General features: G+C 57.0%; 13 protein-coding genes. 5 read left to right on the plus strand and 8 right to left on the minus strand.

Going from position 1 to position 16,288, the window contains the following annotated elements; translation table 11 throughout:
- Positions 1-67 precede the first annotated feature (67 nt).
- The 3 genes from KF947_RS00320 (at position 68) to KF947_RS00330 (ending at position 2,855) form a co-directional block, all read left to right on the plus strand.
- Complete coding sequence (locus KF947_RS00320; RefSeq protein WP_227405150.1) at positions 68-817, plus strand: electron transfer flavoprotein subunit beta/FixA family protein; 750 nt, start codon at positions 68-70, stop codon at positions 815-817.
- A 70-nt stretch (positions 818-887) separates the two neighbouring features.
- Positions 888-1,814 (plus strand): electron transfer flavoprotein subunit alpha/FixB family protein, encoded by a 927-nt coding sequence (locus KF947_RS00325; RefSeq protein WP_133730514.1) that lies wholly within the window; start codon positions 888-890, stop codon positions 1,812-1,814.
- Positions 1,815-1,895: 81 nt separating this feature from the next.
- The gene (locus tag KF947_RS00330) at positions 1,896-2,855 is read left to right on the plus strand and encodes an NAD(P)H-dependent flavin oxidoreductase (RefSeq protein WP_227405151.1); all 960 of its coding nucleotides are present in this window, start codon (positions 1,896-1,898) and stop codon (positions 2,853-2,855) included.
- Here KF947_RS00330 and KF947_RS00335 read toward each other — a convergent pair.
- The 7 genes from KF947_RS00335 to KF947_RS00365 all read right to left on the minus strand — a co-directional run bounded on the left by KF947_RS00335 (position 2,837) and on the right by KF947_RS00365 (position 12,620).
- On the minus strand, positions 2,837-3,616 hold the full coding sequence (locus KF947_RS00335) for an enoyl-CoA hydratase/isomerase family protein (RefSeq protein ID WP_133732866.1): 780 nt from the start codon (positions 3,614-3,616) through the stop codon (positions 2,837-2,839). The genes KF947_RS00330 and KF947_RS00335 overlap by 19 nt on opposite strands.
- Before the next feature lie 35 nt (positions 3,617-3,651).
- Positions 3,652-4,770, minus strand: coding sequence for an acyl-CoA dehydrogenase family protein (locus tag KF947_RS00340; protein ID WP_227405152.1), 1,119 nt, complete (start codon positions 4,768-4,770; stop codon positions 3,652-3,654).
- A gap of 7 nt (positions 4,771-4,777) precedes the next feature.
- Positions 4,778-5,971, minus strand: a complete 1,194-nt coding sequence (locus KF947_RS00345; RefSeq protein WP_227405153.1) for an acyl-CoA dehydrogenase family protein — start codon at positions 5,969-5,971, stop codon at positions 4,778-4,780.
- A gap of 3 nt (positions 5,972-5,974) precedes the next feature.
- Positions 5,975-7,399, minus strand: a complete 1,425-nt coding sequence (locus tag KF947_RS00350; protein ID WP_227405154.1) for an enoyl-CoA hydratase/isomerase family protein — start codon at positions 7,397-7,399, stop codon at positions 5,975-5,977.
- A gap of 60 nt (positions 7,400-7,459) precedes the next feature.
- On the minus strand, positions 7,460-9,469 hold the full coding sequence (locus KF947_RS00355) for a TRAP transporter permease (RefSeq protein ID WP_227405155.1): 2,010 nt from the start codon (positions 9,467-9,469) through the stop codon (positions 7,460-7,462).
- Positions 9,470-9,520: 51 nt separating this feature from the next.
- Complete coding sequence (locus KF947_RS00360; RefSeq protein WP_133732861.1) at positions 9,521-10,681, minus strand: TAXI family TRAP transporter solute-binding subunit; 1,161 nt, start codon at positions 10,679-10,681, stop codon at positions 9,521-9,523.
- Positions 10,682-10,919: 238 nt separating this feature from the next.
- On the minus strand, positions 10,920-12,620 hold the full coding sequence (locus KF947_RS00365; protein WP_133732860.1) for a SulP family inorganic anion transporter: 1,701 nt from the start codon (positions 12,618-12,620) through the stop codon (positions 10,920-10,922).
- 234 nt (positions 12,621-12,854) lie between these two features.
- On the opposite strand from KF947_RS00365, the gene KF947_RS00370 reads away from it, so the two are divergent.
- The gene (locus KF947_RS00370) at positions 12,855-14,522 is read left to right on the plus strand and encodes a methyl-accepting chemotaxis protein (protein ID WP_133732859.1); all 1,668 of its coding nucleotides are present in this window, start codon (positions 12,855-12,857) and stop codon (positions 14,520-14,522) included.
- On the opposite strand, the gene rarD is transcribed toward KF947_RS00370, so the two are convergent.
- Entirely contained in the window at positions 14,493-15,401 is a 909-nt protein-coding gene (gene rarD / locus KF947_RS00375) for an EamA family transporter RarD (protein ID WP_227405156.1), read from the minus strand. The genes KF947_RS00370 and rarD overlap by 30 nt on opposite strands.
- A gap of 72 nt (positions 15,402-15,473) precedes the next feature.
- On the opposite strand from rarD, the gene KF947_RS00380 reads away from it, so the two are divergent.
- Positions 15,474-16,286, plus strand: coding sequence for an amidohydrolase (locus tag KF947_RS00380; protein ID WP_133732857.1), 813 nt, complete (start codon positions 15,474-15,476; stop codon positions 16,284-16,286).
- Positions 16,287-16,288: the final 2 nt, after the last annotated feature.

Below are 16,288 nucleotides of genomic sequence, written 5' to 3' on the forward strand. Positions count from 1 at the left end.
CTGCTATGCAGAATTAAAGAATGGTTGAAACAAGATTAAATATTCTTAATCGCCAGGAGCACGCCTTATGAAAGTACTCGTCGCGGTGAAACGCGTCATCGACTATAACGTCAAAATCCGCGTTAAAGCGGATCACTCTGACGTTGATCTTACCAACGTCAAAATGGCCATGAACCCCTTCTGCGAAATTGCCGTGGAAGAGGCGGTACGCCTGAAAGAGAAGGGCGTGGCGACAGAAGTCGTCGCCGTCACGGTAGGCCCCAAAGCCGCCCAAGAGCAGCTACGTACCGCGCTGGCGCTGGGGGCGGATCGCGCCATCCATATCGAAACCGACGAGCGCTCCGAATCCCTGGCCGTGGCCAAGCTGCTGGCCAAAGTGGTTGAAGAAGAGCAGCCGGGGTTGGTGGTGTTGGGTAAACAGGCCATCGACACCGACAACAACCAGACCGGCCAAATGCTCGCCGCGCTCACCGGCCTACCTCAAGGTACGTTTGCCTCGGAAGTAGCGGTCGACGGCGACAAGGTGAACGTGACGCGTGAAATTGACGGCGGCCTGCAGACCATCGCCCTGACACTACCGGCGATTGTCACCACCGACCTGCGTTTGAATGAGCCGCGCTACGCCAAGCTCCCCGACATCATGAAGGCCAAGAAAAAGCCGCTGGATGTGAAAACCCCCGCCGACTACGGCGTTGAGGTTGCCTCCAAGGTCAGCCTGCTCAAAGTCGAGTCGCCCGCCGAGCGCAAGGGCGGCGTCAAAGTCGCCTCGGTAGACGAGCTGATCGACAAGCTGAAAAACGAAGCCAAAGTTCTTTGAGATAAGCTCTTTAAGATAAGTGCTTTGAAAACCGTACTTTAAGAAAAGAGCTTTGAAAGGAGTTGATGCCATGAGCATTCTGGTACTTGCGGATCTACACGAAGGCCAACTGGCCGGTGCCACCGCCCACGTCGTGGCGGCCGCCCAAGCCATCGGTGGCGATATCGATATCCTGGTGGCCGGTGAAGGCGTGCAAGCCGCTGCCGAAGCCGCCGCCAAACTCGACGGCGTGAGCAAAGTCCGCGTTGCGGATAACGCCGTTTACGCCCACCAGCTGGCCGAGCCCATGGGCGCGCTGCTGGTCGAACTGGCCGATGGCTACACCCACGTGCTGGCCAGCGCTTCGACTACCGGCAAAAACGTGCTGCCGCGTTTAGCGGCGCTAAAAGACGTCAGCCAGCTGTCGGACGTTATCGCCGTGGACAGCGCCGATACCTTTAAGCGACCGATCTACGCCGGTAACGCCATTGCTACCGTCAAAAGCGACGATGCCCTCAAGGTCATCACCGTGCGTTCCACCGGTTTTGATGCGGTCGGCACCAGCGGCAGCGCGACGGTGGAAGCCGTCGACGTAGTGGTCGACAACAGCCAGTCCAGCTTTGTGAAAGAGGAGCTGGCGCAGTCGGATCGTCCTGAATTGGGCGGCGCCAAGGTGGTGATCTCCGGCGGCCGCGGTATGGGCAACGGCGAAAACTTCAAGCTGCTCGACGGCATTGCCGACAAGCTGGGGGCTGCCATCGGTGCTTCCCGGGCCGCGGTAGACGCAGGCTTTGTGCCCAACGATATGCAGGTCGGCCAAACCGGCAAGATCGTCGCGCCGGATCTGTATATCGCCGTGGGCATTTCCGGTGCCATCCAGCACCTGGCGGGCATGAAGGACTCCAAGGTGATCGTTGCCATCAACAAAGACGACGAAGCACCGATTTTCCAGGTGGCGGATTACGGCCTGGTGGGGGATCTGTTTGAGATCCTGCCGGAGCTTGAGAGCAAGTTGTAAGCGCATCTAAAAGCAGTTCACGGAAGGCCCCAATCGGGGCCTTTTGCAGATTACCTCACAATAACAACCAGCGAGTTTCCCATGCTAACGCGCCTAACCGCTTCATTAACCCTGCCGGTGATCGGTTCACCCATGTTTATCGTCTCCGGGCCGGAACTGGTGATTGCCCAATGCCAAGCGGGCATTCTGGGTGCTTTCCCCGCGCTCAACGCCCGACCTGCTGACGTATTACGTGAGTGGTTACAGCAGATCACTCAAACCCTGGCCGACTATGATGCGCAGCACCCCGAACAACCCTCAGCACCCTTTGCGGTCAACCAAATCGTGCACCCCACCAATGATCGCCTAGAACACGATGTCGCGCTATGCGCCGAGTTCAAGGTGCCGCTGGTGATTACCAGTCTGCACGCGCCTAATCAAGTGGTGGAAAAGGTGCACGCCTATGGCGGGCTGGTTTTTCATGATGTGACCACGTTGCGGCACGCCAAGAAAGCGATTGATGCGGGGGTTGATGGGCTGATACTGGTCTGCCACGGCGCAGGCGGGCATGCCGGGCGGCTAAATCCCTTTGCGTTTGTGGCCGAAGTGCGCCGCTTTTACGACGGCCCGTTAGTACTGGCAGGGGCGATTAGCAAAGGCGAACAGATCGTTGCCGCCCAGGCGCTAGGCGTGGATTTGGTCTATATGGGCACGCGTTTCATTGCCACCCAAGAGGCAAACGCCCAAGCGGACTATAAACAGATGGTGCTCGACGCAGCGGCAGGCGATATTGTCTATACCAACCTGTTTACCGGCGTGCACGGTAACTATCTACGGCAAAGTATCGAACAGGCGGGATTAGATCCTGATGCGCTGCCTGAAGGTGATAAAACCTCTATGCGCTATGGCTCAGGGGGTAGCAGTAAGGCAAAAGCGTGGCGGGATATCTGGGGCGCGGGGCAGGGCGTAGGCGCTATTGCCTCTATGCACAGCGTGGCCGAAGAAGTGGCCACGCTGCGCCAGGATTACCAGAAAACGTTGGATCATTTACGGCGGCTTTGACGAAACGCTGCCACCCGCGTGTGAAAATCTTCCGACGCCTTGCACTGATCTTGAAGCTCGCCCTCTAATTGCATCGTGTCATTTAGCGGGCGCTGGGCAGCTTCCCGTAAGGCGCGTTTGGTAGCGCTTAACGCCTGGGGCGATTGACTCACCAGTGCTTGCGCCAACGACCAAGCTTCGTCTAGCACTTGGTTATCTTCGACGACGCGGTTAGCCAAGCCGAGTTCGACGCAGCGCTCACCCGAAATGGGGGTTGCCAAGGCGGCCATTTCAAACGCCTGAGCATGGCCAAGCTGGCGCACCAGATGCCAGCAGGCACCGCCGTCAGGGATGAGCCCAATATTGATAAAGGCAAGCTTCAGGTAGGCGGAGTGGCCCATCACCACCATATCGCTGGCGAGCACATAGGAAACACCGATGCCCGCAGCCGCACCGCTAACCGCTGCAATCACCGGCTTATTCATTGCCATTAGGCTACGCAGGGCAGGCAGAAAGAGCGTTTCCAGCCGTTCGCTCGCAGGCTGAGACGTTGCCTTCTCAAACTCTGCCAGGTCAGCGCCGGCGCAAAACGCACTACCTTCACCGCACAGAATCACACAGCGAACTTGCTCATTGTCTGCCACCACCGCCAGCGCCTCATTGAGTGCCAGGGCGGTGGCTTCATTCAGCGCATTGCGTACTTCGGGGCGTGCAATGGCCACTTCTACGATGCCGTTTTCAATAGCGCTGACAGTCACTAACTCGCCGACGTAATCTGGCATGTATCGCTCCCTAATTAGCTTTTCTGGCAACGTTCTCAGGCAACCTTTAACAGCTCGCTGACCGTTTCGAGATGATAGTCGCTGTCGCCCAGGTAGTGATCGAACATTACCAGATGCTTGGCGTAGTTCGCGACATAGCACTCTTCGGTCATACCCATCGCCCCATGCAGCTGGATCGCCTGTTCGGCAATAAAGCGAGCCGACTCGCCACAGTAGGCTTTGGCCGCGGCAATTTTGTAATCCCGTTCGCTGGCAGGTAGCGCGAGACTAGTGGCGGCTAAAATTGCCATGGAGCGGGACTGCTCCAGGTGCAGGTGCATATCCACCATACGGTGCTGCAGGGCCTGAAAGGTCGAAAGCGGTACGCCAAACTGCTTGCGCTCTTTTAAATAAGCGAGCGTTTGGTTGCAGGCCTCCTCCATTGCGCCGATAGCTTGGGCGCAGAGCGCTGCCCGGCCCACGGCCAGCACCTCCGCTAGCTTATCGCTAACATCTTCACTCAGGCAGTTGGTTAACGGCAGCGTGACGCTGTCCAGGGTCAGGTCACCGGCCGGCTGATCGTCGATAGTGCGGTAGAGGTGGGTAGCTGTGCCCGGTGCATCAGCGGGCACAATAAACAGCCCTAGCTTGCCGTTAGCTAATCGGGCGGTGACAAGCGTAGCCGCAGCGGCTTCAAGGTTCAGTACCACGTCTTTTCTGCCGGTTAGCTGCCATTGGTCGTCTTGCTGGGTAGCCTGGGTAGCTACCGTAAAGGCGTCGTAACGGGCGCCAATCTCCTGCCAGGCAAGCGCCAACTGATGCTCACCTTCAAGTAGTGGTGCTAGCCATCGGGTTTGCTGTTCGCTGTTGGCGGTAACGGCCAGCAGTTGGCCGGGCAGCACCAGGCCAGCCAGATAGGGCTCGGGCACTAAGCCTCGTCCCAATGCCTGCATAATAATCATCAGGTCGGTGCCATCGCCCCCTAGCCCGCCCACGTCTTCGCTGAAGGGCATATGCAGCAAACCCAGCTCGGCAAAGGTGCGCCATAGTGCAGAAGCGCGGTTTGGAGCAGCGGCCAGCATAGCGCGGCGCTGCTCGGCGGAAACCTGGTCGGCCACCAAACGGGTGAGCGTCTCTTCGAGCATGCGCTGCTCGTCGGTTAAAGCAAAATCCATGGTGACCTCACATATTTAGAATGGTTTTGGCGACGATACTTTTTTGTATTTCATTGGCGCCGCCATAAATCGACAGCTTGCGACGATTGAAATACTGAGCGCTGGCAGAAGCGTTTTGGGCGCGTTCTTCATCCAGGCTGTCGTCGCCATGCAGGAAGTCGGGAAAGAATGGCAGCGCAGCAGGGCCCAGGGCGCGCCGGGTAAGCTCGCTTAGCTCCTGGCGAAGCTCCGAGCCGCGTACTTTTAGCAGCGAGCTCTCTGCGCCGGGTACACCGCCATCTCGGGCAGCGGCAATCACGCGCAGGTTAGTGACTTCCAGCGCCATGAGTTCGAGTTCCGCTTTCACCACCCGCTGACGGAAGCTGGGTAGCTCCAGCAGCGGTTTGTCGCGATGTTGAATCCGGCTCGCCAGGGACTTCAAGTGGCGCAGCGCCTGCTTGGCGTGACCAAGTCCGGCAATCCCGGTACGTTCATGGGTGAGTAGAAACTTAGCGCATGTCCAGCCCTGGCCCTCTTCACCGACCCGGTTCTCGACGGGTACGCGCACGTTATCTAAAAAGATTTCGTTAACTTCGTGGGCACCATCCAGGGTAATAATTGGCCGCACGGTGATACCCGGTGTCTGCATATCAATCAACAGAAAGCTGATGCCCGCCTGCTTCTTGGCGTCTGGGTCGGTGCGTACCAGGCAGAACAGCATGTTGGCGTGCTGGCCCAGGGTGGTCCAGGTTTTCTGACCATTGACGATATAGTGGTCGCCATCGCGAACGGCGCGGGTATTTAGACCCGCTAAATCAGACCCAGCGCCGGGCTCTGAGTAGCCTTGGCACCACCAATCCTGATTGCTCAAAATGCGCGGCAGGTAGTGCTGTTGCTGCTCGACACTGCCGAATTTCATGATGACGGGGGCCACCATATTAACGCCGAAGGGAACGACCGTAGGCGCATGGGCTGCGGCGCACTCTTCGTCGAAAATATGCCGCTGTACCGGCCCCCAGCCTGGGCCGCCAAACTCTTTTGGCCAGTTAGAGGCTAGCCAGCCCTGTTCGCTGAGGATGTTCTGCCAGCACAGGTGATCATCTGCACGCAGGTGGCGTCCTTGGCGTACGCGTTCGCTAATATCGCTGGGCAGTGCATCGGCTAGAAAGCGGCGAACCTGTTCGCGAAATGCCTGCTCTTCGGGGCTAAAGGTGAGGTTCATGGGCTATACATCCTGAGCTGCAGTTGAGAGCGTGGCCTGGCGGTGTGGCCCTCCTAGGTGACGTGGATAGCCAAACGCTTCCACCGCGAGCAAATCGAGGTCACTTTCCCGGTAGCAGAAGCCCTGTTTCGCCATATTGACACTCAGCTGTTCAAGCGCTGACTGCCTTTCACTGGTCGGGGCTTGCTGAATGGCAGCATGCATCGCACGAAGCATGCTTTTTTGCTGGCTGACCACGATGTTTAGACGCAACGCTTTAAGCGTCAGTGCGGCTCGCTGCTGAATAAGTGGTTCTGCGCTTACGTTGATTAGCTCAGCGATATGGCCGTTTTCAGCAATGATCAGGCTTAGCGCACTATCTTTGGAACAGGCGCTGCCGGCGCCAATCTCTTCCAGTGCGATAACCGGGCACGCCTTGCCTGAATCTCTGGGGGCATTGGGCGCCAGGAGGCAAAGTTCGGTGGCCTCGTCGGGTGTGCTGGTTAAGCTAATACCCGCCTTTTGCGCGGCCTTTTGCAGGCGTTCAAATAGCGGATGCTCACCAATCAGTGCAACGTGTTTAAAAGCACTGGCTTTCTCAACGTCGGGCACCAGGTGCGGGCTGCGTGCGGCAAAAAACAGATGAATAAGCCCGGCGCGCTGGGGGGAGTCCATACAGGCTAGAAACAGCTCCCGCTCGCGGCGCAATCCGGCCTCAAGTGACTCGGCACTCACGCAGGCCTGAATCGCTTCGACAATGCGAAACGGCGAAAACAACTCGGGAGATTGCTGGTTAAGATGTTCCAACGTTTTAGTGATGGCCTGGGAATCCGCCGCCGGGGCAGGAAGCTGGCCGGTGATGCGGGGTGTTTGAGTGCCTGCCAGCACTTCCTGGGCGGCGGCTAAACCCGCTTCAAGAGGCGTTTTGGCGTCGCTAATGGCGTCGATGATGCCCGCCTCAAGCGCTTCTTCAGCCTCCACAATGCGACCGCTGGTAATCATCTCTAACGCCCGCTCAACGCCAACTAAGCGTGGCAAACGTTGTGTGCCACCGGCGCCAGGCAGTAGGCCAAGCTTTACCTCTGGTAGCCCTACGCGGGTTCCTGCCAGCGCGATTCGGTAGTGGCAACCGAGTGCTACTTCCAAACCGCCGCCCAGGGCCGTGCCGTGCAGGGCAGCGATCAGCGGTTTTGGGCAGGCTTCCAGGTGGGTAATCACATCGGGCAGGAGGGGTGCTTGGGGCGGCTTGCCAAACTCACGGATATCCGCCCCGGCAATAAACGTGCGGCCATCGGCCAGCACGACCAGCGCTTTCGCATCTTTGTCGGCAATACCCTCTTTGAGCGCGTTGACTAAGCCGCTGCGCACGGCCTGACCCAGGGCATTAACCGGCGGGTTAGCAATTTGGATAACGCCTATATCACCGTGGCGCTGGTAGTGAACGGACATAGTTAGGCTCTCGTATTTCGCATGATAATGAATTAAAAAATAACCCTGGCGTTCTATCTGTTACGCAGCAGAGGCGCTTTGAGTACGCCGATGGTGGCGCTGGCTTAAGCGTGCCATCAACACGCCGGGCACTAGTGCAGCAAGCGCAAGGCCGATCAGTTCCCACTGGCTAAGGGGGATCATTCCACCGCCAGGCAGTGCCAGTAATAGTCCCGCGACCAGTACCAGGGCGCGAATAATGATCTCCTGCAGCGCGCCATAGCCCAGTCGCCCAACGCCCATCAAGTAGCCTTGCATGGCGGAGGCAAACAGAATGATGCCGAGCACGGCCTGGATAAACACGGCCACGATCACCAGCGGTGCGCCCTGCATAATCAACGCCGGATTAAGCACAAATAGGAAGGGGATAAAGTAGATCACGCTACCCAGGCGCATGGCCTGCAGACCCGTTTCCATGGGCCGGGCACCGGCCACGGTGGCGGCGGCAAAGGCACCCAGGGCCACCGGCGGAGTAATGAAACTCAGCATGCCCCAGTAAAGGATGAACATATGCACCGCCATGGGATCCAGCCCTCCGCCTTGAATCAGCGCAGGGGCTAGCGCAACGGCGAGGAAAATATAGGCGGCAGTCACGGTCATGCCAATGCCGAGCACGAAACTGGTCACGGCGCCCATAATCAGCAGTAGCGGCACGCTGCCGCCGGCAATATTGATAAAGTCGTTAGCGATGGTGCCAGAAAGACCGGTCATCGAAAGCGCACCGACCAGCATGCCCACGCCGGCCAAAATAGCGATCAGCTCGGCAAATAGCTTGGCGGCAGACGAGAGCGTATCGGCCACGTCTTTCCAGCCCCAGCGGTTATGCTTGGAAAGCTGATTCAGCACTAACAGCAGCGCGGTGGCGTAAAAAGGCGCTACGGCTTCGCGCTGCGTAATCAGCAGCATCCAGACTAATAACGCGAAGACAAAAATAAAGTACCAACCCTCTTTTAGGGTTTGCCAAAGCGAAGGCAGCTCAACGGCGGGTAGGCCTTTAATATCGTGGCGCGCAGCGTAGGCATCAATCTGAATAAACAGACCCAGGAAATACAGAATCGAAGGAATGACGGCGGCCAGCGCCACAGCGGAGTAGGGGATGTCGAGAAACATCGCCATGACAAAAGCAGTAGCACCCATAACAGGGGGCATCAATACACCGCCGGTTGAGGCGCAGGCTTCTACACCGCCGGCAAAGGAGCGGCTCATGCCGATACGACGCATGGCGGGAATCGACAGCACGCCGGTGGTGAGTACGTTACTGATCACGCTGCCGCTCATGGAGCCCATCAGGCCACTGGAGAAAATCGACACCTTAGCAGGGCCGCCCCGTACATGGCCCAGCAGCGCAAAGGCCAGATTAATAAAAAACTTACCGCCGCCGCTTTTCTGCAGCACGACACCAAACACCAAAAAGCCAATCACCAGGCCCGCGAATGCCTGCAGCGGCACCCCCATGATGCTTTCGGTACTCATGGTGTGGTACATGGCGGTTTGTTCAAGAGTTGAAGGAAACGCCTGGATAGGGCCGGGGACGATATCGGCCACCAGCGGATAGAGCGAGAATACCCCGGCAATAATCGCAATGGGTAAACCACCCGCCCGGCGTGCTGCTTCGATAATCAGCAGCCAGTAGGCGTAGCTTGCATAAATGGCGATTTCGGGTGCAGAAAAGGCCCAGCCGCGCTCCAAAATGGGCACTGCGTTGTAAACAAAATAGCCGCCAACGATAAGTGTGATGGCGCTCAGCGTGTAGTCATACCAGGGAATGGGCTGCTCTTGTTGGCGACTGCGCATGGGCCAAAGCAAAAACACCAGCGGTAGCAGCAGCGCCACAACGGCGTAGTAGAACTGCGTCTCCAGACCCGTAACGAAAGTCAGTAAGCCAACGTTAAACAGATAATCCAGGGTCATCGCCATCAAAATGACGGTGACCGTGGCGGGAATCCAGCGCAGCGCAGGAGGAAGCTGACGAATTTGGCTGATCTTTTCTTTAACCTGCTGATTATTGGCAGGCGAGGTATCTGTGGTCATGGGGGACATCCGTCAATCAGCAGGGGGCGGCAAGTGCCGCCCCGTGGTGTATCACTCGAAGATCGGTTCGAAACCGGCATCGCTCAGCGCGGTGGCACGGGCTTCCATCCAGCCGGTAGTAAATGCCTCGTCCTCACTGGGTGCGTCCTGCATAAAACTTTCCCAGGCGGTTAGCAGCACGTTCTGACGCTCAACGAGCTTGTCCTGATGAGCCTGCATTTCATCGGTCCATACGTCGATCTCTTTGTAGTACTCCACGACCGCATCGTGGAATGGCACTACCCACTGAAGGTCTTGCTGTTCCAAGGCGTAGCCAAGCGCCCCTGGGGCGTTATCTTTATAGTCGTCGAAATTTTCCTGCATGGCCTTGATCAGGCCATAAGCCACATTGTCGTCCAGGTCTTGGTTGGCAACTACGATGGGGTAAGGGTAGCTAGCGCTAGGCACCGGATTTTCGGCGCTGATGCCGCCTGCCCCAGAAGTGACTTCGTGAGGGCGGAAGTAAGGCGCCACCGCAGCCATACGCTCCCAGCCTGCTTCGTCGTTGGGGTCTAACACCGGCCAGCTAATGCCGCGGGGGCTACTGGCCAACTGCTGGGCAGGCGGGGTCACCGTTGTGGTAAAGGAGGCATCCACATCGCCAGCGATAATGCCGTCGAACGAGCGGCCATAGCCGGGGTAATCAACCCGCTCTACGTCATCCCAGGTTAAACCGCCAAAGGCGAGGTACGCCTCTGTGCCTTTATTGAGCGCATCGTCGCCGCGGATATAGGCGATGCGTTTGCCCGCCAGGTCAGCGGGTGTTTCAACGTCCAAGTCGCCCGCAACCGCAAGGGAGAGGCCAAAAGAGGCGGTAGAAGTGGTAATCACGCGAAGTGGCTGAGGGCCCCAGTCACGGTCGGCAAACATCATTACACCTTCCGCGCCGTAGTAGCTGGCGATCCCGCAGGCGCAAAGGTCAACGCGGCCCTGCTTGAGCGGCGTCATGCGTGATACATCGTTATCACCCGGCAGAATACGTACAGACGAATCGTATTTGTTCTGCAGCATATTGCCGATGGCGACGGCTTGGGCATAGCCGCTTGAGTTGGTGCCATAAGCCGTCCAGGCCATGGTGCCGGGCAGTTCAATTTCACTGGCGTGGCTGACTGCTGCGCCGAGTAGCGATAGAGGTAAGGCGGCAATAAGTAGGCGTTGAGCGAAGGGGCGCATTGGGATGCTCCTTTATTGTGGTTGTAGTGACGTTGATGGTGACGTTCAGTTACTGGTTATTTGATCGAATGTGTTTTGCTATGCGGTATTGTATTTTGCTAAATGGTCGAGTGATAGTAGAGAAGCCGCTGGGTGGCTGTCAATGCCGTTGTCATCAGTGGTGTCCGTTAGTAAACAACAGGCATAAAAAAACCAGGCAAAAGCCTGGTTTTTCAGAGCGGTAGCGAGAGCAATACAGTTAAGAAAACTCACGCCAAGCGGCGTAGGTGCTTAGAAATACCCGTCCGGTCAGTGCGTCCAGAAAGTCACTCTTCTTTAGCTGATCCATTACTGGGCCTTTGACCTCGGATAAATGCAGTTTTACATCGGAGTCTTTTAAACGGGCGTTGATCGCATCCAGGCTCTCTAGGGCTGAGGCATCGATCAGGTTAACCGCTGAACAGATCAGCACCACGTGCTCAAGTTCGGGGTGACTCGCCACCAGGTTATAAACGGTGTCTTCCAAATAGCGGGCATTGGCAAAATAGAGGCTCTCATCGATGCGCAGCAGGGCAACGGTATTGACCGTTTCGACATCGTGGCGGGTGGTGTTTCTAAAGTGTTCGGTGCCGGGCACGCGACCCACCAGGGCGCTGTGCGGGCGGCTGGTGCGGTACAAAAATAGCGCAATAGAGAGTGTCACACCGCTGATAATGCCAGCTTCAACGCCTTCGCACAGCGTTAGCAGAATCGTCACCGCCATGGCGGCAAAGTCGCTGCGGGAGTAGCGCCAGGTTTGGCGCAGCATGGGGATGTCCACCAGCGTCAAAATCGAAACGGTAATCGTCGCGGCCAGGGTCGCGATGGGCAGATAGTAGAGCCAACCGGTAAATGACAGGGTGACCAGCGCAATACCTAGTGCCGCAAAGGCACCGGCGGCAGGTGTTTGCGCCCCTGCATCGTAGTTAATAACGGTGCGGGACAACCCCCCGGTTACCGGCATGCCGCTGGAAAGTCCGGCGGCTAAATTGCTGGCGCCCAGGCCTACTAACTCCTGATTGGGGGATATGCGCTGGCGCCGTTTAGCGGCCAACATCTGGCCCATGGAGACCGACTCCACAAAGCCGACCAGGCTAATCAGCAGCGCTGGGATTAGCAGTGCCCGCCATAGCGAGTAGTCTGCCCAGGGAAAGCTCAACGCGGGTAAACCACCGGGAATGGATCCCACTACGTCAACGCCTCTATCGGCCAACTGCCAGTGCCAGGTCACCAGGGTGGTGATTACGACTGCAAAGACCGGCCCCGCTTTGGCGATCAAGTCCGCCAGGGTGTTTGGCAGGCCCATCTTGTGCAGGGTGGCTTTACCTTTGCGTCGCATAGCTATCAAAAACAGCAGGGTTCCACTGCCGATCAGCAAAGTGGGTAAGTTAAAGGTGGCTAAATTGGGCACCAGGGTGATAAGACGTTCCACCAGGGTAAAGCCACTACTCTCTACCCCCAGTAAGCTGCCCAGTTGGCTGGCCGCGATCAAAATGCCCGACGCCGTTAAGAAGCCGGAGATAACCGGGTGGCTTAGAAAATTGCTGAAAAAGCCCATTTTCAGCAGCCCCATCACGACCAGCATGCCACCGGAAAGTAGTGACAGGATTAGCGCTGCCTGTAAATAGGTCTCCGTGCCCGTGGCTGCTACTGAGGAGAGCGCGGCACCGGTCATCAGCGCGATAATTGCCACCGGCCCGACCGCGAGGGTTTTGCTGGTACCAAACAGGGTATAGAACAGTTGAGGCAGTATACTGGCGTAGAGGCCCACCACCGCGGGTAACCCGGCCAGCAGCGCATAGGCCAGCGATTGGGGAATGACCATCACGGTGACGATCAAGCCCGCCAAAAGATCGGCCCCCAATAGGCGTTTATGGTAGTGGGGGAGCCATGTCAGGATTGGCAAGTAGCGCTTTAGCATGGGTTCCAGGTGTTGTAGAAGTGGCCGAACCAAAAGAGTAAGGGATATTCCATTTCATTGCAGTGCTTATATTCATTTTCACTGCGGTAACCCAATGATGACCAAGCGCTTCCTTCCCCCAAAGTGCTACTTCTTTCATAAGCGTTACACGCTAAGCTTAGCCGCGAAGGGGAGTTAATTCCTCAGAAGTGGTATTTTCGATACTTGATAACGTTAATAAAAAGAGTACTGCTCATGCGCTTACTGCGATTGTTAGTTCCGGTGCTGTTCGTGGCGCTTTCCATAGGGCTTGCCGCTCAGGGCGGCCACTGGCGTTACCTGGCGCTCCTGTTCGCCGCGATGGGCGGTGGTGCTATGCTGCTCAGTGCGCTGGAAGGCGTTTACCGAGCCGACCAACGTCACCTGGAGCAGAGTCGGTTTGGCTTTAAACCGCTGCGTGATTACCGGTCGCTGCGTGCCATGGCCTACCGATTAATGAACCGCGCTAGTAGTACCGCGATTGCCTCGGCAGAAGTGTCGCACTACGCCGACCTGATGGATCAGCGTCTAACCAAACAAGAGACCATGGCCCGTGAAGCTTCATCGAGTATGACGGCCATTAATGCAGCCATTATGCAGGTGAGTGCCAGCGCCAGCCAAGTGGCGGCGCTGGCAGAGAGCGCCCGGGAAGCCAGTCATCACAACCATGCCGAGCTGGACGATATTATCCAGGACATGAGCGACGTCGCCGACCGCTCCAACCAAGCGCTGGAAATGCTGACCGCGCTGAACGATAAAATAGAGCGCGTTCGCAACGTTACCTCCATGATTGAGGGTATCGCCGAACAGACCCATCTGCTGTCGCTCAATGCGTCAATTGAAGCGGCCCGAGCGGGCGAACACGGTCGAGGGTTTGCCGTCGTTGCTGGCGAAGTGCGCAACCTGGCGCTCAAGACCTCTACCGCGACGCAAAGTGTCGATGAGCTGGTTAAGGATATGCATCAGAGCGGCCAGTCGGTAGTCGACACCATTGGTGACTTGATGGCCCGTATCAGCGAACGCTCCAAGGGGCTGCAAGTGGTCGGCACCAGTCTGGGTACGATGACGCAGGAATTCGACCAGGTGCAGAGCGAAATCACCCGTGTTGCCGATGCCATGGAAAACACCCGTCAACATAGTCAAACCGTGGCGGACAGCCTGAGCCAGCTGGAAGATGATGTGGATGAAGGCAACCGAAATATGCACGATTTGGCTGAACAGGCCCGCGCATTGATGGAGGCTGCGGAAGGGGTCGATGGTGAACTGGCCCAGCAGCATTTAGAGGGCCGCCACCAACAGGTGTTTCACGCCGCACGATTAACCGCCGATAAGTTGGGTAAGCTGCTGGAGAAGGCGATTGCCAGTGGGGAGCTTTCAGGCACCCAGCTGTTCCAGCCCCACTATGAACAGATTCCGGGTACGCAGCCGCCGCAATATAAAACCGGCTTTGATAGTTTCACCGATAGGTATCTGCCTGATCTGCAGGAGCCTTTGCTTACTCAGTTAGGCTTAAGCTATGCCATTGCCTGTGACCGTAAAGGCTATGTGCCGACCCATAACAAAGCGGTCAGCCTTGCGCCAACCGGTGACTACGCCCACGATTTAAAATTCTGCCGCAACAAGCGCATTTTCGATGACCCAACCGGCAGCCGCTGTGGCGCTCATGAAAAGCCGCTGCTGCTACAAACCTACAAGCGCGATACCGGCGAAATCATGCACGACCTCTCAGTGCCGGTGTATGTGCAGGGTAAGCACTGGGGCGGCTTCCGGGTTGGCTACCAGCCTGAACGGGACACTGCATCGACGCCTATGCTTGAAGCTGCTGCCGATGCTAGTGCATCATCGCCGCTGGCGCTAACTAGCCGCAGCGTAGCGCGGGCGTGACTGCCACGCCGACCAGGAATAAAGCGCGAGTCCGATCCAAATAAGCACGAACGTTGCCAACTGGATAACGCCCAGGGGCTCGCCGAAAACCGTTAGCGCGATGAGAAATTGGATACTGGGATTGATGTACATAAGAAAGCCAATGGTCGCTAAGCGTAGCCGACGAGCCGCGCCAGCAAAAGCCATAAGCGGCAATGCGGTCAAGACACCGCTGGCGATTAGCAGATTAGTGGTAGCTGTATTTTGCAAAAAGTGCGAACTGCCGTTCCAGCTTAACCAGGTCAAGGAGATCAGGGCGAGGGGAAATAGCAGCAGGGTTTCTACAAACAGTCCTGATAAGCCGTCCAGCGGTACCTGCTTACGAAACAGGCCATAACTGCCGAAGCTTAACGCCAGTAGTAAACTAATCCAGGGCAGCTCGCCAAGCATCACGAACTGCACTGCAATGGCGACGCTGGCCAAGCCCAAGGCGACCAGCTGCAGCTTGGCCATCACTTCCCGCAGTACCAGCATGCCGAGCGCGACGTTCACTAAAGGCGTTAAGAAGTAGCCCAGGCTCGCTTGCAATACCTGCTTTGACTCCACCGCATAAATATAGATACCCCAGTTAAACCCAATCAATAGCGCGCAGGCTAACACCCGGCCAAGCCGCTTGGGTTCGCCTAATGCAGTGACAACGGGCGGCCAGCGGCGTAATAGGGTAATCAAACCGACTAAAAACAGACACGCCCAAATGATCCGATGAATCAAAATTTCAAAGGCGGGAACGCCGTCAAACAGGGCAAAAAATAGCGGAAAACAGCCCCACATGGTGTAGGCGGTTAGCCCAAACATGACGCCTTTGACGGCAGCTGGATCGCGTGTTGGAGTAGGAAGCATAGCAGCCTCATTATTTAAAGATGCTAATCTAGCATAAACGTTGCCTTGAGACTGACGAATTGGAGGTGTTAAGTGAGTCAACTTAGGAACACGCTAGTGCAGTGCGATCTGCGCTGGGAAGACCCCCAGGCCAACCACACCCATCTTGAGAAGTTGCTGGGCGAGTTGGATAGCCGCGATACGGATCTTATTGTATTGCCGGAAATGTTTGCCACTGGCTTTACCATGAACTCCCGCGAAATGGCCCAGCCGATGGCCGAGAGCCAAAGCGTTGCCTGGCTACAGGCCCAGGCGAAGGCGCGTAACTGTGTGATGACCGGCAGCGTGGCGATTGAAGAGAACGGCGAGTTTTATAATCGCTTGATCTGGGCAACGCCGGAGGGGGAGTTAACCCACTACGACAAGCGCCACTTATTCCGTATGGCCGGGGAGCATGAGCGCTACGGTATGGGCAGTGAGCGTAAAGTGGTAGAGCTTAATGGCTTTAAGCTGCTGCTGAGCGTTTGCTACGACCTGCGTTTTCCGGTGTGGATGCGCCAGCAGCCAGCAGAAGGGGAGCATTTCGAGTATGATGCGCTGCTGTGTATCGCCAACTGGCCAGCACCGCGTCGTCATCCATGGCGTACGCTGCTCCAGGCCCGCGCGGTAGAGAACCTAAGCTATGTAATTGGCGTTAATCGCGTTGGAGAAGATGCCAAAGGGCTTGCCTACAGCGGCGACTCCCTGTTGGTCGACTTCAAAGGCGAACCGCTAATTGATAAACCTGCCCATACCCCGTTTATAGAGACGGGCACGCTGGATAAAACTGCCCTTGATGCTTTTCGTGAAAAATTTCCTGCCTGGCAAGATGCCGACCACTTTAAGCTGCTGCCAGGAGTGGGTTAATG

Origin of the sequence: Halomonas sp. FeN2 (assembly GCF_020595105.1) — a bacterium.
Lineage (GTDB): Bacteria > Pseudomonadota > Gammaproteobacteria > Pseudomonadales > Halomonadaceae > Vreelandella > Vreelandella neptunia.